General features: G+C 60.0%; 24 protein-coding genes. 5 read left to right on the top strand and 19 right to left on the bottom strand.

Translation table 11 applies throughout. From position 1 onward, the window contains the following. The first annotated feature begins 119 nt into the window (after positions 1-119). A complete protein-coding gene (locus HER32_RS08720; RefSeq protein ID WP_168681596.1) occupies positions 120-1,286 on the top strand; it encodes a hypothetical protein in 1,167 nt (388 codons plus the stop codon). Positions 1,287-1,382: 96 nt separating this feature from the next. Here HER32_RS08720 and rlmN read toward each other — a convergent pair whose 3' ends face one another. From rlmN to HER32_RS08740, 4 genes are all read right to left on the bottom strand, one after another. Continuing rightward, complete coding sequence (gene rlmN, locus HER32_RS08725) at positions 1,383-2,453, bottom strand: 23S rRNA (adenine(2503)-C(2))-methyltransferase RlmN (RefSeq protein WP_373281600.1); 1,071 nt, start codon at positions 2,451-2,453, stop codon at positions 1,383-1,385. A gap of 117 nt (positions 2,454-2,570) precedes the next feature. Then, positions 2,571-2,930, bottom strand: a complete 360-nt coding sequence (locus HER32_RS08730) for a hypothetical protein (protein ID WP_168681598.1) — start codon at positions 2,928-2,930, stop codon at positions 2,571-2,573. A gap of 27 nt (positions 2,931-2,957) precedes the next feature. Continuing rightward, positions 2,958-3,563 (bottom strand): hypothetical protein, encoded by a 606-nt coding sequence (locus HER32_RS08735; protein ID WP_168681599.1) that lies wholly within the window; start codon positions 3,561-3,563, stop codon positions 2,958-2,960. Positions 3,564-3,638: 75 nt separating this feature from the next. Continuing rightward, positions 3,639-4,070: a thioesterase family protein gene (locus HER32_RS08740; RefSeq protein WP_168681601.1), complete on the bottom strand. Its 432-nt coding sequence runs from the start codon at positions 4,068-4,070 to the stop codon at positions 3,639-3,641. A 128-nt stretch (positions 4,071-4,198) separates the two neighbouring features. On the opposite strand from HER32_RS08740, the gene mnmD reads away from it, so the two are divergent. From mnmD to HER32_RS08760, 4 genes are all read left to right on the top strand, one after another. Further along, positions 4,199-4,876: a tRNA (5-methylaminomethyl-2-thiouridine)(34)-methyltransferase MnmD gene (gene mnmD, locus HER32_RS08745; protein ID WP_168681602.1), complete on the top strand. Its 678-nt coding sequence runs from the start codon at positions 4,199-4,201 to the stop codon at positions 4,874-4,876. A 106-nt stretch (positions 4,877-4,982) separates the two neighbouring features. After that, a complete protein-coding gene (locus tag HER32_RS08750) occupies positions 4,983-6,203 on the top strand; it encodes a DUF2157 domain-containing protein (RefSeq protein ID WP_168681604.1) in 1,221 nt (406 codons plus the stop codon). Beyond that, positions 6,200-6,790 (top strand): GDYXXLXY domain-containing protein, encoded by a 591-nt coding sequence (locus HER32_RS08755; protein ID WP_168681606.1) that lies wholly within the window; start codon positions 6,200-6,202, stop codon positions 6,788-6,790. Before HER32_RS08750 ends, HER32_RS08755 begins: the two co-directional genes overlap by 4 nt. Next, positions 6,787-7,020 carry a hypothetical protein gene (locus HER32_RS08760; protein WP_168681607.1) on the top strand — a complete coding sequence of 78 codons (234 nt, stop codon included), beginning with the start codon at positions 6,787-6,789 and terminating at the stop codon, positions 7,018-7,020. The genes HER32_RS08755 and HER32_RS08760 overlap by 4 nt, the downstream gene beginning before the upstream one ends. A gap of 30 nt (positions 7,021-7,050) precedes the next feature. On the opposite strand, the gene HER32_RS08765 is transcribed toward HER32_RS08760, so the two are convergent. From HER32_RS08765 to HER32_RS08835, 15 genes are all read right to left on the bottom strand, one after another. Next, positions 7,051-7,560, bottom strand: coding sequence for an ExbD/TolR family protein (locus HER32_RS08765; RefSeq protein ID WP_168681608.1), 510 nt, complete (start codon positions 7,558-7,560; stop codon positions 7,051-7,053). A gap of 93 nt (positions 7,561-7,653) precedes the next feature. Continuing rightward, complete coding sequence (locus HER32_RS08770; RefSeq protein ID WP_168681609.1) at positions 7,654-8,226, bottom strand: 5-formyltetrahydrofolate cyclo-ligase; 573 nt, start codon at positions 8,224-8,226, stop codon at positions 7,654-7,656. 12 nt (positions 8,227-8,238) lie between these two features. Next, positions 8,239-9,114: a carboxypeptidase-like regulatory domain-containing protein gene (locus HER32_RS08775; protein ID WP_168681610.1), complete on the bottom strand. Its 876-nt coding sequence runs from the start codon at positions 9,112-9,114 to the stop codon at positions 8,239-8,241. Positions 9,115-9,249: 135 nt separating this feature from the next. Continuing rightward, entirely contained in the window at positions 9,250-10,842 is a 1,593-nt protein-coding gene (bshC, locus tag HER32_RS08780) for a bacillithiol biosynthesis cysteine-adding enzyme BshC (protein ID WP_168681611.1), read from the bottom strand. A gap of 104 nt (positions 10,843-10,946) precedes the next feature. After that, on the bottom strand, positions 10,947-11,756 hold the full coding sequence (locus HER32_RS08785; RefSeq protein WP_168681612.1) for a phytanoyl-CoA dioxygenase family protein: 810 nt from the start codon (positions 11,754-11,756) through the stop codon (positions 10,947-10,949). Between the two features lie 135 nt (positions 11,757-11,891). After that, positions 11,892-13,205, bottom strand: coding sequence for a 30S ribosomal protein S12 methylthiotransferase RimO (gene rimO, locus HER32_RS08790; protein WP_168681613.1), 1,314 nt, complete (start codon positions 13,203-13,205; stop codon positions 11,892-11,894). 163 nt (positions 13,206-13,368) lie between these two features. Then, positions 13,369-14,517, bottom strand: coding sequence for an acyltransferase family protein (locus tag HER32_RS08795; protein WP_168681614.1), 1,149 nt, complete (start codon positions 14,515-14,517; stop codon positions 13,369-13,371). Positions 14,518-14,737: 220 nt separating this feature from the next. Beyond that, positions 14,738-15,205, bottom strand: coding sequence for a hypothetical protein (locus HER32_RS08800; protein ID WP_168681615.1), 468 nt, complete (start codon positions 15,203-15,205; stop codon positions 14,738-14,740). Positions 15,206-15,354: 149 nt separating this feature from the next. Further along, entirely contained in the window at positions 15,355-16,332 is a 978-nt protein-coding gene (ftsY, locus tag HER32_RS08805; protein WP_149069606.1) for a signal recognition particle-docking protein FtsY, read from the bottom strand. A 176-nt stretch (positions 16,333-16,508) separates the two neighbouring features. Then, the gene (locus HER32_RS08810) at positions 16,509-16,670 is read right to left on the bottom strand and encodes a DUF4295 domain-containing protein (protein WP_149069607.1); all 162 of its coding nucleotides are present in this window, start codon (positions 16,668-16,670) and stop codon (positions 16,509-16,511) included. Positions 16,671-16,678: 8 nt separating this feature from the next. Beyond that, positions 16,679-16,861 (bottom strand): 50S ribosomal protein L33, encoded by a 183-nt coding sequence (gene rpmG, locus HER32_RS08815; protein WP_022825071.1) that lies wholly within the window; start codon positions 16,859-16,861, stop codon positions 16,679-16,681. A 222-nt stretch (positions 16,862-17,083) separates the two neighbouring features. Beyond that, positions 17,084-17,872 (bottom strand): DUF5602 domain-containing protein, encoded by a 789-nt coding sequence (locus tag HER32_RS08820; protein WP_149069608.1) that lies wholly within the window; start codon positions 17,870-17,872, stop codon positions 17,084-17,086. 200 nt (positions 17,873-18,072) lie between these two features. After that, a complete protein-coding gene (locus HER32_RS08825; RefSeq protein WP_168681616.1) occupies positions 18,073-19,719 on the bottom strand; it encodes an aminopeptidase P family protein in 1,647 nt (548 codons plus the stop codon). Positions 19,720-19,913: 194 nt separating this feature from the next. Further along, positions 19,914-20,153, bottom strand: coding sequence for a 50S ribosomal protein L28 (rpmB, locus tag HER32_RS08830; RefSeq protein ID WP_044003635.1), 240 nt, complete (start codon positions 20,151-20,153; stop codon positions 19,914-19,916). A 184-nt stretch (positions 20,154-20,337) separates the two neighbouring features. Next, entirely contained in the window at positions 20,338-20,571 is a 234-nt protein-coding gene (locus tag HER32_RS08835; protein ID WP_168681617.1) for a DUF5522 domain-containing protein, read from the bottom strand. Positions 20,572-20,588: the final 17 nt, after the last annotated feature.

The raw sequence follows: 20,588 nt of genomic DNA on the forward strand, positions 1-20,588 counted from the left end.
TTTTTATTCCCAGCAGCTCCGCTTATATGCTTTGTTGTAAAGTCTGGGGTTACATGATTGTGTGATGCGGATTGCGCGGCAGAACGCTACGTTTGGGAAACCTTTTCCCTTGCTCCGCTATGCGCTTCTTTATTCCCTTACTACTTGCGCTTGCCGTTGCCTTCGGTGCTCAGGCCCAGCAACCCGGCCGCATTCTGATTGTGAGTCCGCACGTGGGCGAAGTTATTGATGCCCAGGAGAAGGCAACGTACGGCTTGTTCCCGTATTACTCAGCCAACGACTTTCAGCAGGCGCGCTTCGAGCAGGCCCCCGACAGCGCTATTACCCTTTACGCCCAGCTGCGCGACGGCCGCACGGTGCTGCGCCCGTTTACCCGGGCGCAGTTCGAGCAAACCAGCCAAGCCATTGAGCAACGCGTGCAGGAGCTGAAGCAGGCGGGCGTCGCCGTCAACCAGCCCGCCACACCCGCCGCTGCCGATTCCATCGGCCACCGCTACCAGGTAGACCTGCTCACGGGCACTGCCTTTGTGGGGGAGCTGGTGGCCCTCCGCCCCGCGCAGCTGGAGTTCCGCACGTCGGACCTGGGCATTGTGCAGGTGGAGCGCGCCAATATCAAACGCCTGGAGGACCTGACGCCCGGTGCCATTCGCCCGCTGGCCGAAGACTGGTTTGACATCGGCAACGGAAACCGGCTGTTTTTTCAGCCCACGGCCCGCAACCTGCGCAAGGGCGAAGGCAGCCTGCAAAGCATCAACCTGCTGCTGCTGGGCGCCAACTATGGCGTTACCGATAACTTTTCCATTGGCATCCTTACCTCTGTGGTACCTTTTGTGCCGCTAAACGACCAGCTGCTGGCCTTCACGCCCAAGCTTTCCGCCAAGGTGTCGGAGACTACCCACGTGGGAGGCGGTATCCTCTACATTCGGGTAGCGGGTGAGAGTGCCGGCATTTTCTACGGCAATGCTACCTTCGGCTCGGCCGACAACAATTTTACGGCTGGGCTGGGGTATGCTTTTGCCAGCGGCGAGGTGGCCCGCACCCCGGTAGTGCAGCTGGGCGGACAGCGCCGCATTTCGCGGCGCGTGTCATTGCTGACGGAGAACTACCTTATCACGGATTCAGAAGCAGGTATTGCCGGCCTCTACGGCATCAAACTAAACTGGCGGCGTACGTCGCTGGGGCTGGCAGGTGGCTATGTCCTCTCCTACTCCGATGGCCTGAGCAGCACCTACGCCGTGCCTATTTTCTATGACTTCACGTTCCGCTTCGGCAAGCCAGGTAAGTAAAGCCGCCGGCCATGGTGCTGCCTACGCGCAAAAACGAAAAAGCCCCACTCGCCGGAAATTTGGCAAGTGGGGCTTTTTCGTTTTTGCCGGAAGCGCTTACGCGGCTACCTCGGGCTTCTGCTTCACGGCCAACTGCCCGCAGGCGGCGTCGATGTCCTTGCCGCGGCTGCGGCGCACGTTGGTTTGCACGCCCCGGTCGGCCAGGTACTTGTGGAAGGCCACCAGCTTGTCGTCGGCGGTATTCACGTAGCTGGCGTTTTCGATGGGGTTGTACTCAATCAGGTTCACCTTGCAGGGAATCCACTTCGAAATCTGGAACAGCTCCTCCGCGTCCTGCAGCGTGTCGTTGAAGCTCTCGAACACGATGTACTCGTAAGTAACCTTGCGGCCGGTTACTTGGTGGTAGTGCTGCAAGGCATCCTTGAGCGAAGCCAGGGAGTTAGCCTCGTTGATGGGCATGATTTCGTTGCGCTTCGCATCGTTGGGTGCGTGCAGGCTCAGGGCCAGGTTGGCTTTCACGCCGTCGTCGGCCAGCTTCTTGATCATCTTAGCAATGCCGGCGGTGCTGACGGTGATGCGGCGCGGGGCCATGTTCAGGCCGTCTGGGGCGGTGATGCGCTCAATGCTTTTTACCACGTTGGCGTAGTTGAGCAGCGGCTCGCCCATGCCCATGTACACGATATTGGTGAGCGGAGTACCATACTGCGCCTCGCATTGTTCCCGGATGCGCACCACCTGGTCGTAGATTTCGGCGGCATCGAGGTTGCGCTTACGCTCCATGTAGCCTGTAGCGCAAAACTTACACGTGAGCGAGCAGCCCACTTGTGAAGAAATGCAGGCCGTCATGCGCGTATCGTGCGGAATGAGCACGCCCTCTACAATGTTGCCATCGTGCAGCCGAAATGCCGATTTGATAGTGCCATCGTTGCTGAGCTGCTGGTTTTGCACCGCCACGCCGTTGATGACGAAGTGCCGGGCCAGCAGCTCCCGCGTAGCCAGGGAAATGTTGTTCATTTCCTCAAACGAGCCCGCCGTGTTTTTCCACAGCCACTCCAGCACCTGCTTGGCGCGGAAAGGCTTTTCGCCGTGCTCTACCATAAAGGCTTTGAGCTCGTCGGGGGTGAGTTTGCGAATGTCGCGCTTGGTCAGTACGGGCAGGTCAATCATCATAGCCGCAAAGATACAATACAGAAGGCGCTTGAGTTCCACGGATTTGCTGCCCCAACTTACACGCTGCCAACCGTTCTGCTGCTTAGTGAGCTTTTCCCGGGTCCGGGCGGCAAGCTAGGCGCCGGGCTTTTCTACCCGGTTGAGGTAGTAGCCGGCCGCCGCGCCACCAGCCCCCGCACCTATGGTCAGCAACCAGAAGGCACCCGGGTTCGGGGGCATATTGAACCCGATCAGCAGGCTCAGCCACCACGTCAGGCAGCCACAGCCTACCGTGAGCCTGGGGCTGGCCGTGTAGTGGGCGTTGCTCAGGCGCATGAGGCCGTACGTAGCCAACCCAATTGCCACTGGTGCGCCTACCAGCAGCAGGAGCACGCCCCACAGAAAGTCTTCCAGCCTGCCGCCGCCTTTAAATGCCTCTCCAAAGGCCCCGCCAGCGGGCAGCAGCAGCAACATCAGGAGCTTAACACGTCTCATTCGGGCAAGATACTACCGGCCGGGCTGCTAGCAGCAGGTGTAGTAGACTACGGCTTTGCCCCGCTTAGGCGAGTAGCCAATCATCTGCCCGTTTTCTTCGCCCAGCTGGTAGGCAAACCGCGGCAAGCCGGTTGCCTTCACTTCGGCCCAGGCGGCCTGGTTCAGCTGCTTGGGGGAGGCACTCGGTGGCACTTCGGCTCGCATGGAAAAGGCTTCGTCCGTGAAGAATTCGGCGGCCCGCTTGCGGATGTAATGGGCCCGCTGGGCATCGGTAGGGTTTTCGCCGTACTTGTTGATGCCGTAGTTGAGGAGGGCAGTGGCCGGAAAACGCTCGGTCCAGAGGGTGTCACCGGCTGCCGACACGATGGAAAACTGGGCCGAGGCCGTCAGGACGGAGTCGCCGCGCAGCACCAGGCGGAACTCGTCGGGCTGCCGGGCATTGGAAAACAGGTGGGTTATGCGCACATCACTCAGCACGCTGGGTTGGGGCTGCGGCGCGACAGGAACCGCGGGCGCCGCAGCCCCTCTCTGCGCAGCCGGGAGCGGCGGAGTAGGCGTGGAAGAAGTTTCGGAGGGGGAAGGAGAAGAACAGGCGGCAGCGGTCAGCAGCACACCGAGCAGGGAAAGGCGCATACAGATGAGCGGATGATGAGGTGCCTTGTACGCAGGCTGAACGGGATAAGTGGCTGGTGCTACCCGCCTCTCTGGTTACCCCTCACCCCGCAGCCGGCGGGCATATGCCTCGTCGAGGGGCCGCAGCTTGCGGGTACCATAGTCAAAGCAGAGCATGCCGGTTTTGGCGCGGGCTATTTCCCGGCCTTCCTGGTTTTTCACCCAATACACCACATCAAAGCCGTATTTGGTCACGTCGGCGGCGGCCATCTGCACCTGCAGCGTATCCCCGTAAAACCCTTCGCCCTTGTACTCTATGGCTACGTCGGCCATTATGTGGCCAATATGCGTAGTGGGGTCCAGCTCTACCTGCCCCAGAAAGCGCAGAAACTGCACCCTGGCCTCGTGCAGAATCCCCAGCAGGGCATCGTTGCCGAGGTGGGCGCCGTAGTTGAGGTCGGTGATGCGCAACGGAATTTCTACGGTCAGCAGGAATGTATCGGGCAGCGCTACTTTTACGCGGGGCATGGAAGGATTTTCTAGTTACTGGTTGCTCGTTTCGAGTTACTCGGAACCAGCCGCCGAAGTTCGCCGAAATTGCCGTTAGTATTCATCCCCGCTACCCCAAAACCAGGAACTCGTAACCAGAAACCGCTATGGATGTAGAAGTGCGTACTACCGCCGATGGGTCGAGCACCTTATACGTGCCCGCGCTGAATGAGCACTACCATAGCACCCACGGGGCCGTGCAGGAGGCCCAGCACGTGTACTTAATGGCCGGCCTGGAACCGCTGCTGGCGGCCGCAAGTGCGCCGGTGCGGGTGCTGGAAATTGGCTTTGGCACCGGCCTCAATGCTCTGCTCACCCTGCAACGCAGTTTAGTGTCCCCCGTGCTCATTACCTATGACACCCTGGAAAAATACCCGCTGCCGCTTTCTGTCATCGAGCAGCTGGGCGTGGAGCGCTACATCCTGAACCCCGAGCTGCAGGACCTACACCGGCAGCTGCACACGGCCCCCTGGAATGAGGATGTGCTGCTGGCCCCGCACTTCCGGCTCCGCAAAATCGACCAGGAGCTGCAGCAAACCACGTTGCCGGAAAATCAGTACCACGTCATCTACTTCGACGCCTTCGCCCCCGAAAAGCAGCCCGATATGTGGACGGATGCCGTATTCACGCAGCTCTATGAGGCTACCGCCCCGGGCGGCTGCCTGGTGAGCTACTGCGCCAAGGGCTCCTTCAAGCGCAGCCTGCTGGCGGCAGGCTGGCAGGTAGAGAAGATTCCTGGCCCGCCCGGCAAGCGCGAAATGACGCGGGCCTGGAAACGGGGGTAGCGGGGCGCTAAGCCAGCTAATTGTTGGACCCTACGGGCACCTGCTCGATTTAACGGGAGCAAGCTAGCCGTCCGTTTCAAGGGTTTCTCCGTAGGTTAGAGCTTCTATGAGTCGAAAACTGCTGGAAACAGACGGTCAGGAATGGGTGGAGAAAGGCATCATCACGCCGGAGCAACACGCCCGGCTGCTAGCCCTCTACCCGCTCGATACCCACGCCATCGGGCTGCTGCCGCTGCTGGGCTCCCTGCTGGTGGGCCTGAGCGCGCTGAGTTTGGTAGCCGCTAACTGGCAAGGCCTGCCGGAACTGCTGCGCCTGGGGCTGCTACTGGTTTCTTTAGGTGCGGCCTACATGACGGGAGAGTATTTCTACCGGCGCGGCAACGACCAAGTAGGCCTGGGGCTGATTGCCCTGGGCTTGATCTTGTTTGGGGCCAGCATTATCCTCACCAGCCAGCTCTACCAGCTCATTGGCTACGATCTGACGGGGCTGCTGGCCTGGGCTGTGGCCGGCATGGCCCTCACCTGGCTGTACCGCAGTCGGCTGCTGTTTCTGCTCACGGCTATTATTAGTGGCGTAGTGCAAGGCTACAACACGGGGCAGTTGGGCGCCTTCAGCTACCTCACGGCGGCTTTTACGGCGCTGGGCTTGGGCTACTACTGGTGGCGCCGCCCCGATGCTCTCACGGGCGCCGTGCTGGCTACCGGGCTGCTCTGGCAGTCGGCGCTGCTTGTTAGCTACCTGCACATCAAGCTCACCTGGTTTTTCGTGCCGGCCATGCTCATCTATACCCTAGGCGACTGGCAGCCCTACCGGCCAGCTGCCCGGGCCGTGCAAGGCCCCCCTCTGGTAGCGGCCTTTCTGTTTACACTGGGGCTGGCCTTGTTCGGGGAAGCCGATTCGTATACCGATACCCTCCGCCCTCCTCTTCTGGCTTATCTGGCCACCCTGGGCGCGGTGCTGGCTTTGTCGCTCTGGGGTAAGCAGCGGCGTGGGCGTCTGAGCAGCGCTACCGACTGGCTGCTGCTCTTGCCGGGGTTCTACTTCCAAGGCGGGCTGGCGTTGGCCGTGGCTACGCTGGTGGTGCTGTATGCCTACTCGGGAGCGGTGCTGGTGCGCGCCCACCAGGAGCAAAACCAGGACCGCATCACGCTGGGCACTGGGCTTTTTATTCTTACCACGGCCGTAGCTTACTTCAAGCTCACCTGGGGCTTTATGGATAAGTCGTTGTTTTTCCTGGTGGGTGGGCTACTCCTGCTGGCTTTGTGGTGGTATCTGCGCCGCCGGGCCAGCCGCACGGCCGCGGCCTCTTCATCCCAGCAAGTATGAACGCCTCGCTCCCATCTGCCACCAATGTACCGACCCTAGCTACTACCTCGGTGATGACTGAGCCGCAGCGCCGTCGTTGGCTGCGCTGGCTGGTAGCGGCCCAGGCACTGTTTGTGGTGGGCGTGGCGGCCAGCGGCTATGCAACCAGCTACTGGGGCCGCACCATCTGGCTGCAAACCGCCCCCGTAGATCCGCGCGACCTGCTCTACGGCGACTACGTCACGCTCAACTATACCATCAGTCAGCTGCCCGGCCGCCTGTGGCGAGGGCCGCAGCCGCCCCGCGCCCAGCAGGCCGCCTACGTGCTGCTGCAAGCCCGCCCCGACAGCACTTACGCGGCCGTTGGCATCTACCCCGAAAAGCCTTCTGCCACCGAAAACCAGGCGGTGTTGCGGGGCTCGGTGCAGGATACCTGGCGGCGAAGCGTGCGTTTGCGCTACGGCCTGGAACGCTACTACGTGCCCGAAGGCACTGGCAAGGCCTTGGAAAAGCGCCGTCACCTGAAAGTGCAGGTGCGCATTGCCCCCTGGGGACAAGCCCGGATTACGCAGGTGGTACCCCTCCCAGTTTCTGCCACTACCCGATGAACAAGCATCCATGGCTTTATTGGTGGCTGCAGATCCTGCTGGTTTTAGGCGGAGCCGTGCTGCCGGCGGGCTACCTGGTTGGATTCAAGGCCCTACTGCAGCCAAGGCTAGACATCCAGATGCATAATACCTACTTCATTATTTCGCCTTTCTGGCTGGTGCTGGCTATGGCGCTGCCCCTCGTGCTACTGATTTGGCTAGTGAGGCACTTAGCTCAGCGGCTTAAGTAAGAGGTTGCCTTGCTCTACAGAGAGCTGTCATTAGCGCATTGCCAGCCATTGTTGATCATGCTGGTCCAGGTCGGTGAGGGCATATTTCTGCTGGCCAGTGATGTTCATTTCATCCAGCGCATCTACCATATCCTGGTAGGTAGCGTCTTTGCTCGTCTTAATGAGGACCATGCCATGCCCCGCGTTCTGCTGAAAGCGCAGCAAAACCTGCCGCAGTCCGTTGGCGGCCAGCGTGGTAGTTTGTACACTGGCCCCAGCCGGCGCATCGTTGGCCAGCGGATTCAGGCCGAAGTAGTAATGCACCCGGTGCTTATCCAGAATCAGGGTTAGCGCCTGCGAGTCGTCAATGGTGGTAGCCGGACCCTTGGCGGGCATCGAAAGCTGCATCACCGTGGCCTTGTTGAAGGTGGTGGTGAGCATGAAGAAAGTGAGCAGCAGAAAAGCCAGGTCCACCATGGGTGTCATGTCGAGGCGGAAGTTGAGCTTTTTAACGCGGGGCTTGCCACTTCGGGCGGCGGGAGCAGCTTGGATTTCAGCCATGACAGTGAGTTGGTTACGGGTGTTTCCTACCAACGGCCTGGCTTCGTCCCTTATTGCCCGGCAGCTACACAGGCTGGCGGCCGTGGGCTCCTGCTAAAACCACCATACCTTTTCCGGCGTGAGGCAGGCGTGCAACCGCACGTCGCCGGACCAGGCATCGGCAATGCGCGGCACCGGAGGATCCAGACTTACCCCAATCCGCACCGCCTCAGGGCGGCATTCCATAAGGAACCGGTCGTAGAAGCCTTTGCCGTAGCCCACGCGGTGGCCGCTCTCGTCGAAAGCCAGCAGCGGAACGAGTACGGCATCCAGCTGCAGCGGGAAGACTTCGGTAGCATCCACAGGCTCAGGAATTCCCCAGCGGTTCACGGCGAGTTGGGTATTGGGCGTCAAATGAAAGTGGCGGAGCGTCTGGCCATCAGGCTGTACCACGGGCACGGCCAGCTGCAGGTACGGGTGCTGCGCCCACAACGCCCGGATCAGCGGCCACATGTCAGGCTCGTGCTGGTGCGGAATAGGCAAAAACACGTGCAGCCAGTGCCAGTCGGCTACTAGCAGATGGCGAAAGAACTGTTCCGTAAGCAAGTGGCTGCGGCGGATTACCTCGGCTTCGGGCAAAGCGCGGCGGGCAGCTAGAGCGGCGCGCCGCAGGGCGGCTTTGGTCATTTAATAGTTGCGTCAGTCCTGTACCATAACGTAGAAGCTAGCGCGGGGCTGCATGCCCGCCAGATACGCCCCTACCGATTGCCGTTCCCACACGCCTTGGCTGGTTTTGCGGATGTATAGGTCGTTGTTGGTATAGCCCACGCTGGCGGTAAAGGCCAGTTGGTTGCTGACTTTCTTGACGTCCGCCCCACCAATCCATTCCAGGGCCAGGAAGAAATCTTCTTCCAACACCAATTGGTCGGCGGTCAGGTCTACGGTAATTGGGCCTTCGGTCACGCCGCTGGTCACGATAATGTCGCGCTGCACCAGCTTCACGTTGGAAGGCTGGCCGTTGGACAGCAGACGGTACAGGTTTACGCGGTAAGTAAGGGAGCCGGCCCGGTTGTAGGCCACGTTGAAGTTGGCGGTGAGCACCTTCGTGGGCGTATGTTTCAGCCGGATAACGGTGCCTATCTCCGCCCCCAAGTCACTGGCCGACAGGTTTATTGTGCCGCTGGCGTTGCCCGTGTTGCCCAGCGTCCGGGTACGTTTGTACAGACCTTTGGCTTTTACTTTCACTTCGCGCAGCGTCACGGCTTCTTCCGCTAGCCGCACGGTGGGGCGGGCCAGCAGGTCGCGCAGCAGGAGCCGCTGGGCCCGGTACCCGATGCTCGACACGCGCACCGTATCGTTGAGGTTGGCCTCCGAGTACTTCAGCTGGAAAGCCCCTGTATCGTCGGCTACCGTACCGATTCCCTTGCCCAGAATGCCAATATTGGCAAACGGCACCCCCTGCTGGCTGGCCGCTTCCGTGACAGTACCTGATACTACTTGTGCCTGAGCCGTTACAGCTGCTATAAGACAAAGCACAAGGGTGGCAAGTCGGCGTGAGCCACGCTCGAAATCCATAGAGAGAATAGGGAAAGGCATAAGGCTACTGCGTATGGTGAAGCGACTTTCCCTCAGAGTCCGCGGCGCGCCGAGACGTTGCCTGACTTTCAGGAAAAATCCGTGGACCCAGGAGCGACGGTCCTTTCCTCGGCTCTACTCCTCTTCCAGCACCGTAAACTCCAGGGCCAGGGGGTCGAAGGCAGCCAGCAGCTGCTGAATGAACTGGGGGTTGTTGATGAGGATGTTCAGCACGTTGTCGGTGCGCTCCTGCAGGTGGCCGCCGGGCATGAGTTTGTCTTTGAGGGCCGTGAGCTGCGAATACGCGGTTTCGTGCTTGGCTTCGGCAGCCTTGCTTAGCCGCTTTTCCAGCCCGGCCACAATGCCCGTTACTTTCTGCTGCTCGGCAGCCACGGTGCGCACCAGCGTGGGGTCGAGGCGCTGGGCCAGATCGGCTATAGCCTGAAAGGCGGCGGCCAACTCGGTCTGCTGCTCAGTCAGGCTCACTTCCTCCTGCCCCAGCGTAGCGCCTACCTGCTTTTTCAGCTCCGGCAGGGGCCGGAAGATGTCGGTGGCCGTCAGCCCGAGCTTGCGTAGCTTGCCCACGCTGGCTTTGCCAATAAACTGGGCCGAGTTGCGGGGCAGCAGAATGGGAAACGGGACGCCGTTTTCGGCAAACACGCCTTTCAACTGAAACCAATAGGCCACCTCGGCCCCGCCGCCGATGTAACACAGGTTGGGCAGCAGCAGCTCCTGGTACAAAGGCCGTAGCACTACGTTGGGGCTAAACTGCTCGGGGTGTTCCTGGGCCAGCGTCAACAGTTCTTCCTGGGTATGGCAGCGGCCGGTGTTGCGCACAGTAATCTGCACGCAGTCCTGGGCGGCATCGTATTCCAGTCGCTCCCGCTTGCCGGTGTCCGTCAGGAAAAACAGATTGAGGGGGCGCGAATACACTTGGGGCTTGTAGCCTGCAGCTTCCAGCTGGGCATTAGCGGCTTGCACCGCCCGGTTGGAGGCCTGCTCCCGAATTTCTTTGGTCAGCACCGGCACCAGGACCTGCTTGAGCGCCGGGCTATCCGCATCAAGGCTTACCAACCCCAGATCCCCAAACAGGGCGTGGGTCAGGCGCAGGGTTGCTTCGCTTAGGGTTTTAGACTCTTGATACGCTTCCCGGAACGCGGCCGGCACGTCGGCGGGCAGCTGATCCAGCACTTCCTCCTGGAGCCCGGCCAATGGCAGACGGCCCACCGGCCCACCGGTGTCGGCAGCATTCCACTCGTACTTCTTCCCAAACAAGCTGAAATGATTGATTTCGGCGAAGTCGTGGTCTTCGGTCGCCATCCAGTACACCGGCACAAAATCGTATTGCGGGTACTTCTCCTTGAGTTGGCGGGCCAGCTTCACGGCCGTCACAATCTTATAGATAAAGTACAGCGGCCCCGTGAACAGGTTGAGTTGGTGTCCGGTGGTGATGGTGAACGTCGTTTCCTTTTCGAGCAGGTCTAGGTTGGCCTGCACGGCCGGGTGTACTTCGCTGAGAGCAGCGTACTGGCGGCGCAGGTCGGTTATCAGGCGCTGGCGGTCTTCGGCGGCGTAGGAGCTGCGCTTTTCTTCCAGCTGCGCGGCAAATTCTTCGAGGGCAGGAAAGCGGTGATAGAAAGGCGCAAGGGCTTCGTGGCGGGCCAGATAATCGATGAGCAGCGGGGAAAACGCGCCGGTATCGGCGTAGCGCAGAGTCGTGACAGACATACAGGGGAAAAGATATTCGGCAATAACCGGCCAGCGGCCACAAAGTAACTGGCTATTTTTCGACTACGCGGGCCGGGCAGCCGCCAGCAATTCCTGAAAGTGGCCTATTCGGCCCAGAAGCGCATTTCCAGAGAAATGCGGGTGGCATCAGCATTCAAATTCAGAGCACCGCCGTGCAGCAGGTAAGGTGAAAAGAGCAGCACTTCGTCGGCGGAAGGGTTGGGGCGCACCAGCTCCAGGGGCTCGGCCGAGGCCTTCAGGGCCGGGACACTGTAGCGGGCCCCGTTGTAAACGGCCCCGCCGGCCGTGCGCTCGGTGCGGCTTTCTGGCCAGCGGTGGCTGCCGGGCACCAGCGTGAGGGAAGAATGTTCGGTGCTGCCAGCCACGGGAAAGTACAGGTTGAGGCCGTCGCGCAAACGGTCCAGCCACGCGTCGCGGTGCAAGGGGTTATTGTCGGTGCGGCCGGGGCGCGCCAGTCGGAGGTGAAAAGCCCGCTGCCCGTTGTGTGGGTTGAGCGCGCGCACGGCCTGACCACAGAGTGCACTTACGCGCTGCTCTACCCGCGCCACGGGCACCGGCAACTCCTCTAGGGCATACTCCTTCGTAAAGTTTACCACCGCCAGGTGCCGCTCCTGGTTGTCGCCGATGAGGGTGTGATACTGCTCCACGGGCCAGTTGGCTGGCACCGGGTGGCCTACTTTGCGCAGGACCTCGCGCACTTTTTCGGCTAGCCCGGCCCGCAACGCGGCGGTTTCAGCGGGCGTGAGGAAAGGTGCCACCGTATAACCAGCTGCACTCCACGGCTGCCCGGCCGTCAGGTCGACGTCACTGGCCAGGAGCACGCGGTCCTCGGCGGGCTGGCTTTCTCCTTCCACGTTGTACTCTACCTGCTGCTGCTGAATCCGAGCTTTCATAGTTGATGAGGCTTGCAGCCGAAAGGTACGTCACGAGGTGGCATCGGGCCTATTATAGATGGGACAGACGTGCAAAAGCCCGGCTTCAACTAACTGGAACCGGGCTTTTGTATGGAATGCACTAACGTGGGTCGGCTAGATCAGCTTGCCGTACAGGTCGAAGTCGGAGGCCTCCGTAATCTGCACCTGGGCAAAGTCGCCGAGGCGCACGTAAGTGTCTTTGGTGGCGGGCACCAACACTTCGTTGTCTACCTCGGGCGAGTCGTACTGGGTGCGGCCCACGAAGTAGCCGCTCTCCTTGCGGTCGAATAGCACTTTGTACGTCTGGCCTACCTTCTCCTCGTTCAGCTCCATGGAAATGCCTTGCTGCAGCTCCATAATCTGGTCGGCGCGGTCCTGCTTCACCTCGGCCGGCACGTCGTCGGGGAGGGTGAAAGAGTGGGTATTGTCTTCGTGGGAGTAGGTGAAGATGCCGAGGCGGTCGAAGCGGGTTTCCTCCACGAAGTTGTAGAGGTCCTCAAAATCCTGCTGCGTCTCGCCGGGGTGGCCGGCAATAAGCGTGGTGCGCAGGGCAATGTCGGGCACGCGCTGGCGGATGGTGTCCACCAGCTCAATGGTGCGGCGCTTGCTGATGCCCCGGCGCATGGTTTTCAGCATGTTATCGGAAATATGCTGCAAGGGCATATCCAGGTACTTGCAGATGTTCTCGCGCTCATTCATCACGTCGAGAGCATCCAGCGGGAACTGGGAAGGATAGGCGTACTGCAGGCGAATCCAGTCGATGCCGGGCACGTCGGAGAGGTTGCGCATCAGGTCAGCCAGCTTCCGCTCCCCGTAGTGCTGCAGGCCGTAGTAGGTTAGGTCCTGGGCAATGAGAATCAGCTCCTTGGTACCCATGCTAGCTAGGCGCTTGGCTTCCTTTACCAGATCTTCGATGGGGCGGTCCATGTGCTTGCCGCGCATGAGCGGGATGGCGCAGAACGAGCACGGGCGGTTGCAGCCCTCCGCAATCTTGAAGTAAGCGTAGTGCGCGGGCGTGGTCAGCAGCCGCTCCCCTACCAACTCGTGCTTGTAGTCGGCTTCCAGGGTTTTGAGCAGTTGGGGCAGCTCCAAGGTGCCGAAGTAGGCGTCGACCTGGGGAATTTCCTGCTCCAGGTCGTCTTTGTAGCGCTGGGAAAGGCAGCCCGTTACGTAGAGCTTCTCCAGCTTGCCCGCTTCCTTTTCGTCGGCGTAGCGCAGGATGGTGTCGATGCTTTCCTGCTTGGCGTTATCAATAAAGCCACAGGTGTTGATGATGACGATGTTGGCGTCGCTCTTGTCCGCCTCGTGGGTTACGTCGAACTGGTTGGCACGGAGCTGGCCCATCATCACCTCCGAGTCGACGAGGTTTTTGGAGCAGCCTAGGGTAATGACGTTGACTTTATTGGCCTGCTGGCTTCTTACTTTCATGGGCGTGTGATGGACGGGCGGCCGGGCAATTTCTTAGAAGTGAGAAACTTGCCCGCATGGGCCCGCGGCGAATTGAGGACCGCAAAGGTACGAATCCGGCAACGCCTTTTCCTACTCCGAACGTTCCTTTCGCTACGTGCAGCCGGCATGGCGCTACCTAGGCTTATAGGCCGCGCCCGCCCGTGAGCACGCCGTACACGCCAGGCACCAAGCGCCGCAATGCCGCCCCCAGCAACACAGCCAGCGCCACAATGGCCAAGGGCAGCAGCAGAAACACCAGCAGGTTCTGGCCGGGCCAGGCTCGCAGGGCGGCCTCGGTGGCGTAATTCACCAGGGGCACGTGCAGGACATAAATCATGAAGGAAAAGCCCGTGAGCCAACCAAACCAGGACCGGCGCATGGCCGCCCGCACCAAGCCATCAGCCCCGAACCACATGACCAGCACGCCCAGGGCCTCCGCTGTTTTGTGCAGAAAGAGCATCAGCAGAAAAGGCGGGTGCTCGAAGTAAAAGGCCAGCCAGGTTTTCACGGCCAGCAGCAGCACCCACACCGCCGCAAACAGCCCTAGCCGAAACCAGCGAGGCGGCGTCAGCACGTTGAACTCCGTTTTGCGGAGCCATACGCCCAGGGCAAAGAACACCAGCCCCGTGCCTTCGAAAAGGGGGGGAATGCCGAACTCCGTAAACCATAGCAGGCCGGCAATAGAGAAATATACCCACGGCCCGCGTGCTACAGCCTTACGGATCCACGGGTAGGCCAGGTTGTACACCAGCAGACTTCGCAGAAACCACAGTTGAAAGGGCACCGGCAGCAGCAGCCACCGCAGCAGCAGCTCACCAGGGCTGTAGCCGCTCACCAGCGGGTTCTGGGGACCAAAGATGCTCAAGGCCGCCTCCACCACCAGCTGCCGGGTAGGTGGATACTGCTCCAGCGCCCAGGTGAAGCCCAACCCGATGGCGCTCCACAGCAAATACGGCAAAAGCAGGGTACGCAGGCGCCGTTTCACGCGTACCCCGTGCGGGGCGCTGGCGTCGTGGTGGGCAAACAGGTAGCCAGAAATGGCAAACAGAATGGGAATGCGGAAGCGCAGCAGTCCATTCGCCAGGAAGTACTGTACGAAAGTACCCGGCGAAAGCGCCTCATCCACGGGCGTCCATGGCTGCAGGTAGCGGGAGTGCAGGTTGTAGCCGTGCACGTACACCAGCAGCACCATGGCTACCAACGACCAAAACCGCAGCTTTTGGCTTAGAAAAGGGTCCAGACGGGCAGGCCGCGTAGGTGGCGGAACCGGCGCACGAGAAATGGCATTCATACCCCGCCAGACGCCGAAAGCAGCACAACGGTTGGCTGCCCCCGCAGAGAATTATTGCAGATGTCTATGCAGTGCCCCGCCAGCAATGCGGCAATTGATTTTGTGAGGCGTAGCGCAGCAGTATAGGCTGCCCGTGGCTTAATCCCGTTCACAGCCGGTTCAGCAGGGCAGTGCTTGCTAGCGTAATACTTTGCCGCAAGACGGGTGACTGTCGGCCGCGCTAATCGCGCAGCAAGTTTGCCGTGAGAGTGAGGCGGTGCAGGCTGGTGGCCGGAGTACGGTAGGTTCCGAGAGGGGCGTTGTAGCCGTAAGTGAAGTTGGCGAAGCCAAAGAAACTTAGCCCTGCTTCAGGCAGCAGCCGCAAGTCCACTTGCCCCTGATCCACGTAACCCACCAAATTGGCCCGCAGCGCCACTAGTATGAAGTCGAACTCATACCCGATTTTGGGCGCATAGACCAAATGGTCGCGGTATCCAGCCTCCACCCCAATGCGGGGGCCGTGTACCAGTACCGCACCAGGGCCGAACTGCACGTTGGCGTACATAGCACTGATTTCCCCGAAAATCTGCTTCTGGTACGAAATACCCGGCGACGCAATGAGTGACCAATCCCCTTTGGCTTGGGCCCAAGCCGATACGCTTAAGCTGCTAAGGCCTACTAGCAGCAGTGTCAGCCAGACTATTCTCATCCCATTATCAGCCCCTTGGGCAGTTATTTCCAGGCAGACGTAAGCCCCTGGCCGCCACATCCCAGCGCACTGACCCTATGCAGCTAACGTTAGTCGCATGCGGCGACCAGTCAGGTAGAAGCCCTCCACCCCATGTCGTATCCCAGGTGCTACTTCTTAAACAGCGAGTTCACGAACGTGTGCCGGTCGAAAAGCTGCAGGTCGGTCATCTTCTCTCCTACCCCAATGTAGCGCACCGGCACCTGGAGCTGGTCGCTGATGCCGATAACCACGCCACCCTTGGCCGTGCCGTCGAGCTTGGTGATGGCCAGGGCCGATACCTCGGTGGCCTTGGTGAATTCCTTGGCCTGCAGGAAAGCATTCTGGCCGGTGCTGCCATCGAGCACCAGCAGTACCTCATGAGGCGCGTCGGGAATCACCTTCTGCATCACGCGCTTAATCTTGCTTAGCTCGTTCATCAGGTTCACCTTGTTGTGCAGGCGGCCGGCCGTGTCGATGATAACGACATCTGCCCCCATCTCTACGCCTTTCTGCACCGCATCATAAGCTACGGAGGCCGGGTCGGTGTTCATGCCGTGCGAAATAACCGGTACGCCCACGCGCTGCCCCCAGATGATAAGCTGGTCGACGGCGGCGGCCCGGAAGGTATCGGCGGCGCCCAGCACTACTTTTTTACCGGCGGAGTGGAAGCGGTGGGCCAGCTTGCCAATGGTCGTGGTTTTGCCCACCCCGTTCACGCCCACCACCATAATTACGAAGGGCTGGCCGGTGTTGTCGGGGCGGTCAAGGATGGCGCGGGAGCCGGTAGCGCCGCTGTTGCGGTCCAGCAGGTCGGCAATTTCTTCGCGCAGGATGCGGTCCAGCTCCGAGGTACTCACGTACTTATCGCGGGCCACGCGCTTCTCGATGCGGTCAATCACCTTCACGGTGGTATCGATGCCCACGTCGGCGTGCACGAGCAGGGTTTCGAGGTCGTCGAGCACGGCCTCATCCACCGTAGCCTTGCCTACTACCGCTTTGCTAAGCTGGTCAAAGAAGCTGGATTTGGTTTTCTGCAGGCCTTCGTCGAGGGCCTGCTGCTGCTCTTTGCTTTCCTTATCCTTCTTAAAAAAATCGAAGAGGCCCATATCGTAGGTCTTAGGGGGTAGGTCTTAGGAATTAGCGCGGCGACACCAAGCCAACGAAGAAGCTGAGGGAGCCCGCGACTAAGACCAAGGCCCTAATCACTAAGCCCTAACATGCAAAAAAGTCCCACGATGGCGGGACTTCTTCACTTCAGTTGGCAGGCCACGAGGGCGCCAGGTTACTTAACGCCAGTGGCGAGGTAATCCTGAACTTTATCAACGGGCACCATCTCCTCGCGGAAGGTATAAGCACCGGTTTTCTCCGATTTCACGGCACGAATCACCTTCGCCCAGTCTTTGCCGGTAGCCGTTTTCAGGGTTGCTACTACTTTCTTAGCCATTGCTCAGGTTACTTAATTTCCTTGTGAACGGTCATCTTCTTGAGCACGTTGTTGAACTTCTTCAACTCAATGCGCTCAGGCGTGTTCTTACGGTTCTTGGTGGTGATGTAGCGCGAGGTGCCCGGCTGACCCGAGTTCTTGTGCTCGGTGCACTCGAGGATTACCTGCACCCGGTTTCCTTTTTTAGCCATCTCGACTTTGTTTTTGGATTAAGGACTGCAAAGGTACACGGCTTTTTGGAATTGTCAAACACTCAACTGAATAATCCGCAAGCGAATATTCTTTGCCTGGCGGCCTCGTGCCAACAGTCATCGATACACGCAGCCGCGCTGCCAATGCCAGAAGGCTGAAAACCCCGCTTTAAAAGCAGAATTCTCAGCCTTCGTACTGGTAACTCGTCAGGCAGTCAGCTTTTAGCGCAACACCATGTCGTGCAGTTTCACCAAGTATTCCTTGGTGGCGGCATCGTAGCCAATAGTGTACTTGGTAGGATAATACACGCCGGTTCTGGCTACGGCGGCGGGCTGGGGCAGTGCGAAGGTTTCGGTTTTTTTCGCTTCAAAGTACGCCTTGGTAATCATGGGTTCTTCGAAGATAACGGCACCATTATAGGAGCCATAAATGAAGGTTTGGGTGAAGTCCATGCCGTGGTACTCGTGGCTGGTGGGGTCTATCCAGTGGCGGCCCATCATGGGAATTGTACGGCCCGGGGCCACGTTGGGGGCCGTTGCGTAGCCCGTCGGAAGCAGATTGGCCGCAGGCAGCACGTCGCCTTTGGCGTCATCCAACTCAATCTTCATCCGCTCGGCCATGGATACCATGTAGAAGTGAACGTCGAAGTGGGGCAGGTCGTACACGTGCTCGGGCTCGTGACCGTTGGGGTTCCAGTCGAAGGACAAGTGGTCGAAAGGCAGTTTGAAGTCACCGGCGGGCAAGGCCAGGGTGCTCATGCCGGGCGTGGCGGGCAGGCCCGCAAAACCGGCCTCCGTCACGCGCATTCCGATTTCGGTAGGCTTGCCGCTGGCGTCCATTGTGATGTAGCTGCGGGCCTGCCCGTTGCCAATGGCCGTGGTAGCGCCGTAGCTGGTCGTAGGCTGCGGATCTACCTGGTCCTCGGTGCAGGCGCCAAAGGCCAGGCTACCAACCACCAGCATCAGGGACAGACGCAACCGGGTTTTCGGGAAAAGAGGGGGCGTTTTCATAGAAGTAAGGGAAAGTGAGGGGGCTAAAAACACTCCCGGGCCGGGGCGTTTCCCCGCTGCCCGACAGCAGAGCAAAAGTAGATAGCCTCTCCTCTATCTGCCGCCACACAATGATGTGAGCCGTAGCCCTTACTCTCCCCGAAATCCAACATTCCCGCCGGACTCCACTACATAATTCGGGCAGCAGCCCTACGGAACAGCTACTTCAGCGCCGGCAGCCTGAAATTCTCGAGGACGCTTTTTTTGGCCATCAGCTTTTCAATGTCCGCCACGGTGCGGGGGGCCTCCGCCGACAGGTTTTCCCACCCTTTGTCCGTAATCAGGATGTCGTCTTCGATGCGCACCCCGATGTTCCACCACTTTGGGTCACAGGGGCTGCCCTCGGGGATGTAGATACCGGGCTCCACGGTTATTACCTGCCCGGCGGCCAGCGGCCCGTAGGTACCCCGGTCGTGCACATCCAGGCCCAGGTAGTGCGAGGTACCGTGCGGAAAGTAGCGGCGTACTTCTTCGGGCTTCTGAATCAGGCCAAGTTTGAGCAGGCCGTCGGCAATAACTTTCTCGGCGGCTTTGTGCGGGTCGCGGAACTCGGCGCCGGGCTTACAGGCGGCAAAGCCCGCCTCCTGCGCCGCCAGCACCAGCTCGTAGATCTGGCGCTGGGCCGGGCTGAACTTCCCCGAGGGCGGCACCGTGCGGGTTACGTCGGCCGTGTAGCCGTGGTACTCGGCCCCGCAGTCCATCAGCAGCAGGTCGTTTTTCACCTGGGGCTTGTCGTTGGCAATGTAGTGGAGCACGCAGCCGTTGGCCCCGGCCCCTACAATGCTGGGGTAGCCTTCGAACTCGGCGCCGTATTTTCTATACACGTACTCGTGCAGGCCCTGAATCTCCATTTCGCCCATATCGGGGCGCACAGCTTTCATCACTTCCTGTTGGCCCACGGTGCTGATGCGAATAGCTTTGCGCAGGTGCTGAAGCTCCTCCGGGGTTTTGGCCTGGCGCAGCACATCCAGCGCATCGTTCAGGGCCGCATTATCGAAGCGGCTAGCGGGCCGGGCGGCCAGGGCCTTCTGCCGCTCGGCGTCGGTGGTAGCCTTCAGGTATGCCTGTACATAAGTGTCCTGAGCCAGGGCCGGAATTTGCTTGGTCAGGTTCTCGAGGTAGCCTCTAATATTAGGCGCGTTAATCAGGCCGTAGCGCTGCATAGTGCGGTACAGCTCCGCCTGCTTCGGGTTGAAGTCGGCGGGAACACCGGCCTGCTGCCGGAAGGTGGCTACTAAGCTGAACAGGTCGGCGGGGTCGGTGGAGTCGTCGCGCACATCAGCGGGCAGGTCCGTGAACAGCACCGTGTTGAAGCCAGCCCAGTTGATACCAGCCCCCGCAAATTCCTTGTTATCGGCCGTGTACTGCAGCTTGAGCTGCTCCCGGGCGCCAGCGGCGCCCAGGCGGCGGCCCGTCCACTGCTCGCGCTGCGGATCGCGGGGCTGCACAAATAAGGCCTCGGTAACGCCAGCCTGCCCGCCTACGGTTTGGGCTTCCTTGAACAGCACCAGCACGGCTTCGGGCTCATCGTAGCCCGTGAGGTAAAACAGGTCGGGGCTTTGGTGGTACCGGAAGTCGACGTCGTTGGCGCGGTTGCGCACGGGCGCGGCAAACAGCACCGCCACGGAACCCGCGGGCATGGCCTGCCGGAGCAGCTCGCGCCGCTGCTTATGAAAAGCGGGGTCCAGAAAATCGGCGGGGCGGTCGGGGCCGGCAGTGCGTTGAGCAGAGGCTACCGGCGCTACGGCCAGGAGCAAGCCGGCGGCCAGCAGCAGCCGGGCCGGGGTATTTCGTAAAAAGTGAGCCATTGAAAGCAAAGACTACCAAGCCACTTCGGCGTTGCGCAGAAGCCAGGTGCAAGAAAACAATATTTAACCCGCTTCCTGCCAACAACAACAATGCGCAGCACCCGCGGCAAAACTCCCTGTATCAGGAAATTTTGCCGCGGGTGCTGCGCACAACTATTCTTTACGTTTGCTCTGGCCGCCGCAGGCGGAAAAAGCTAGTAAACGATGAAGCCCTGCTCTTTGGCCTTCTTCAGCACCGACATGATGCCGTTCTTGTTGATGGTGCGGATGGTGCTGGTAGCAACCTTCAGCGTAACCCAGGCGTCCTGCTCGGGGATGTAGAAACGCTTCTTCTGCAGGTTCGGGTAGAACTTGCGCTTGGTTTTGTTGTTGGCGTGCGAAACGTTGTTGCCTACGCGGGTACGCTTGCCGGTCAGATCACAAACTCGGGCCATGATATCTAGGAACTTGAAGGTGTCAATACTGGAAAAGGGACGCAAATATCGGTAAAAGTCTGACACTATCAAACCGGCAGGCTGAAAAATAGCAGGTTAGCTCTCTTGGAGAGGCAAAGAATAAAGAATGAGGAGTGAAGAATGAGAAATTGATACGATGAATCTTTCTCTAATTCCGCATTCTTCACTCCTCATTCTTCGTTTTCTTTCGCCAAGGGCAATGCCGGCAGCCGCTGCCGCAGCAGGAGCCGCGGCGGCGGTGGTATTGTTCGGTAAAAACCATCAGCCCCTCGGGGGTGAAGTAGTAGTCGCCGGGTTGCAGGGGTTGGGGCGCGGGAGAAGGCAAGGCAGCAGAAACACTTTTCGCAAAGATAGAACCCTCCGCCGAACGGGCCTTTTTGCGTAGTTTTGAGCCCATTGCATCCTGCCCTTAAC

The sequence above is a fragment of the Hymenobacter sp. BT18 genome, assembly GCF_012273015.1.
Taxonomy (GTDB): Bacteria; Bacteroidota; Bacteroidia; order Cytophagales; family Hymenobacteraceae; genus Hymenobacter; species Hymenobacter lutimineralis.

Bases quoted from the DNA above. Each gene is read 5' to 3' on its own strand.
- HER32_RS08810 (WP_149069607.1), bottom strand. From the start codon at position 16,670: ATGGCTAAGAAAGTAGTAGCAACCCTGAAAACGGCTACCGGCAAAGAC.
- HER32_RS08825 (WP_168681616.1), bottom strand. From the start codon at position 19,719: ATGGCTCACTTTTTACGAAATACCCCGGCCCGGCTGCTGCTGGCCGCC.
- rpmB (WP_044003635.1), bottom strand. From the start codon at position 20,153: ATGGCCCGAGTTTGTGATCTGACCGGCAAGCGTACCCGCGTAGGCAAC.
- HER32_RS08785 (WP_168681612.1), bottom strand. From the start codon at position 11,756: ATGAAAGCTCGGATTCAGCAGCAGCAGGTAGAGTACAACGTGGAAGGA.
- mnmD (WP_168681602.1), top strand. From the start codon at position 4,199: ATGGATGTAGAAGTGCGTACTACCGCCGATGGGTCGAGCACCTTATAC.
- HER32_RS08735 (WP_168681599.1), bottom strand. From the start codon at position 3,563: ATGCGCCTTTCCCTGCTCGGTGTGCTGCTGACCGCTGCCGCCTGTTCT.
- rpmG (WP_022825071.1), bottom strand. From the start codon at position 16,861: ATGGCTAAAAAAGGAAACCGGGTGCAGGTAATCCTCGAGTGCACCGAG.
- HER32_RS08775 (WP_168681610.1), bottom strand. From the start codon at position 9,114: ATGGATTTCGAGCGTGGCTCACGCCGACTTGCCACCCTTGTGCTTTGT.
- bshC (WP_168681611.1), bottom strand. From the start codon at position 10,842: ATGTCTGTCACGACTCTGCGCTACGCCGATACCGGCGCGTTTTCCCCG.
- HER32_RS08770 (WP_168681609.1), bottom strand. From the start codon at position 8,226: ATGACCAAAGCCGCCCTGCGGCGCGCCGCTCTAGCTGCCCGCCGCGCT.
- HER32_RS08750 (WP_168681604.1), top strand. From the start codon at position 4,983: ATGAGTCGAAAACTGCTGGAAACAGACGGTCAGGAATGGGTGGAGAAA.
- HER32_RS08720 (WP_168681596.1), top strand. From the start codon at position 120: ATGCGCTTCTTTATTCCCTTACTACTTGCGCTTGCCGTTGCCTTCGGT.
- HER32_RS08820 (WP_149069608.1), bottom strand. From the start codon at position 17,872: ATGAAAACGCCCCCTCTTTTCCCGAAAACCCGGTTGCGTCTGTCCCTG.
- HER32_RS08800 (WP_168681615.1), bottom strand. From the start codon at position 15,205: ATGAGAATAGTCTGGCTGACACTGCTGCTAGTAGGCCTTAGCAGCTTA.
- HER32_RS08730 (WP_168681598.1), bottom strand. From the start codon at position 2,930: ATGAGACGTGTTAAGCTCCTGATGTTGCTGCTGCTGCCCGCTGGCGGG.
- rimO (WP_168681613.1), bottom strand. From the start codon at position 13,205: ATGAAAGTAAGAAGCCAGCAGGCCAATAAAGTCAACGTCATTACCCTA.
- HER32_RS08755 (WP_168681606.1), top strand. From the start codon at position 6,200: ATGAACGCCTCGCTCCCATCTGCCACCAATGTACCGACCCTAGCTACT.
- HER32_RS08760 (WP_168681607.1), top strand. From the start codon at position 6,787: ATGAACAAGCATCCATGGCTTTATTGGTGGCTGCAGATCCTGCTGGTT.
- rlmN (WP_373281600.1), bottom strand. From the start codon at position 2,453: ATGATTGACCTGCCCGTACTGACCAAGCGCGACATTCGCAAACTCACC.
- ftsY (WP_149069606.1), bottom strand. From the start codon at position 16,332: ATGGGCCTCTTCGATTTTTTTAAGAAGGATAAGGAAAGCAAAGAGCAG.
- HER32_RS08740 (WP_168681601.1), bottom strand. From the start codon at position 4,070: ATGCCCCGCGTAAAAGTAGCGCTGCCCGATACATTCCTGCTGACCGTA.
- HER32_RS08795 (WP_168681614.1), bottom strand. From the start codon at position 14,517: ATGAATGCCATTTCTCGTGCGCCGGTTCCGCCACCTACGCGGCCTGCC.
- HER32_RS08835 (WP_168681617.1), bottom strand. From the start codon at position 20,571: ATGGGCTCAAAACTACGCAAAAAGGCCCGTTCGGCGGAGGGTTCTATC.
- HER32_RS08765 (WP_168681608.1), bottom strand. From the start codon at position 7,560: ATGGCTGAAATCCAAGCTGCTCCCGCCGCCCGAAGTGGCAAGCCCCGC.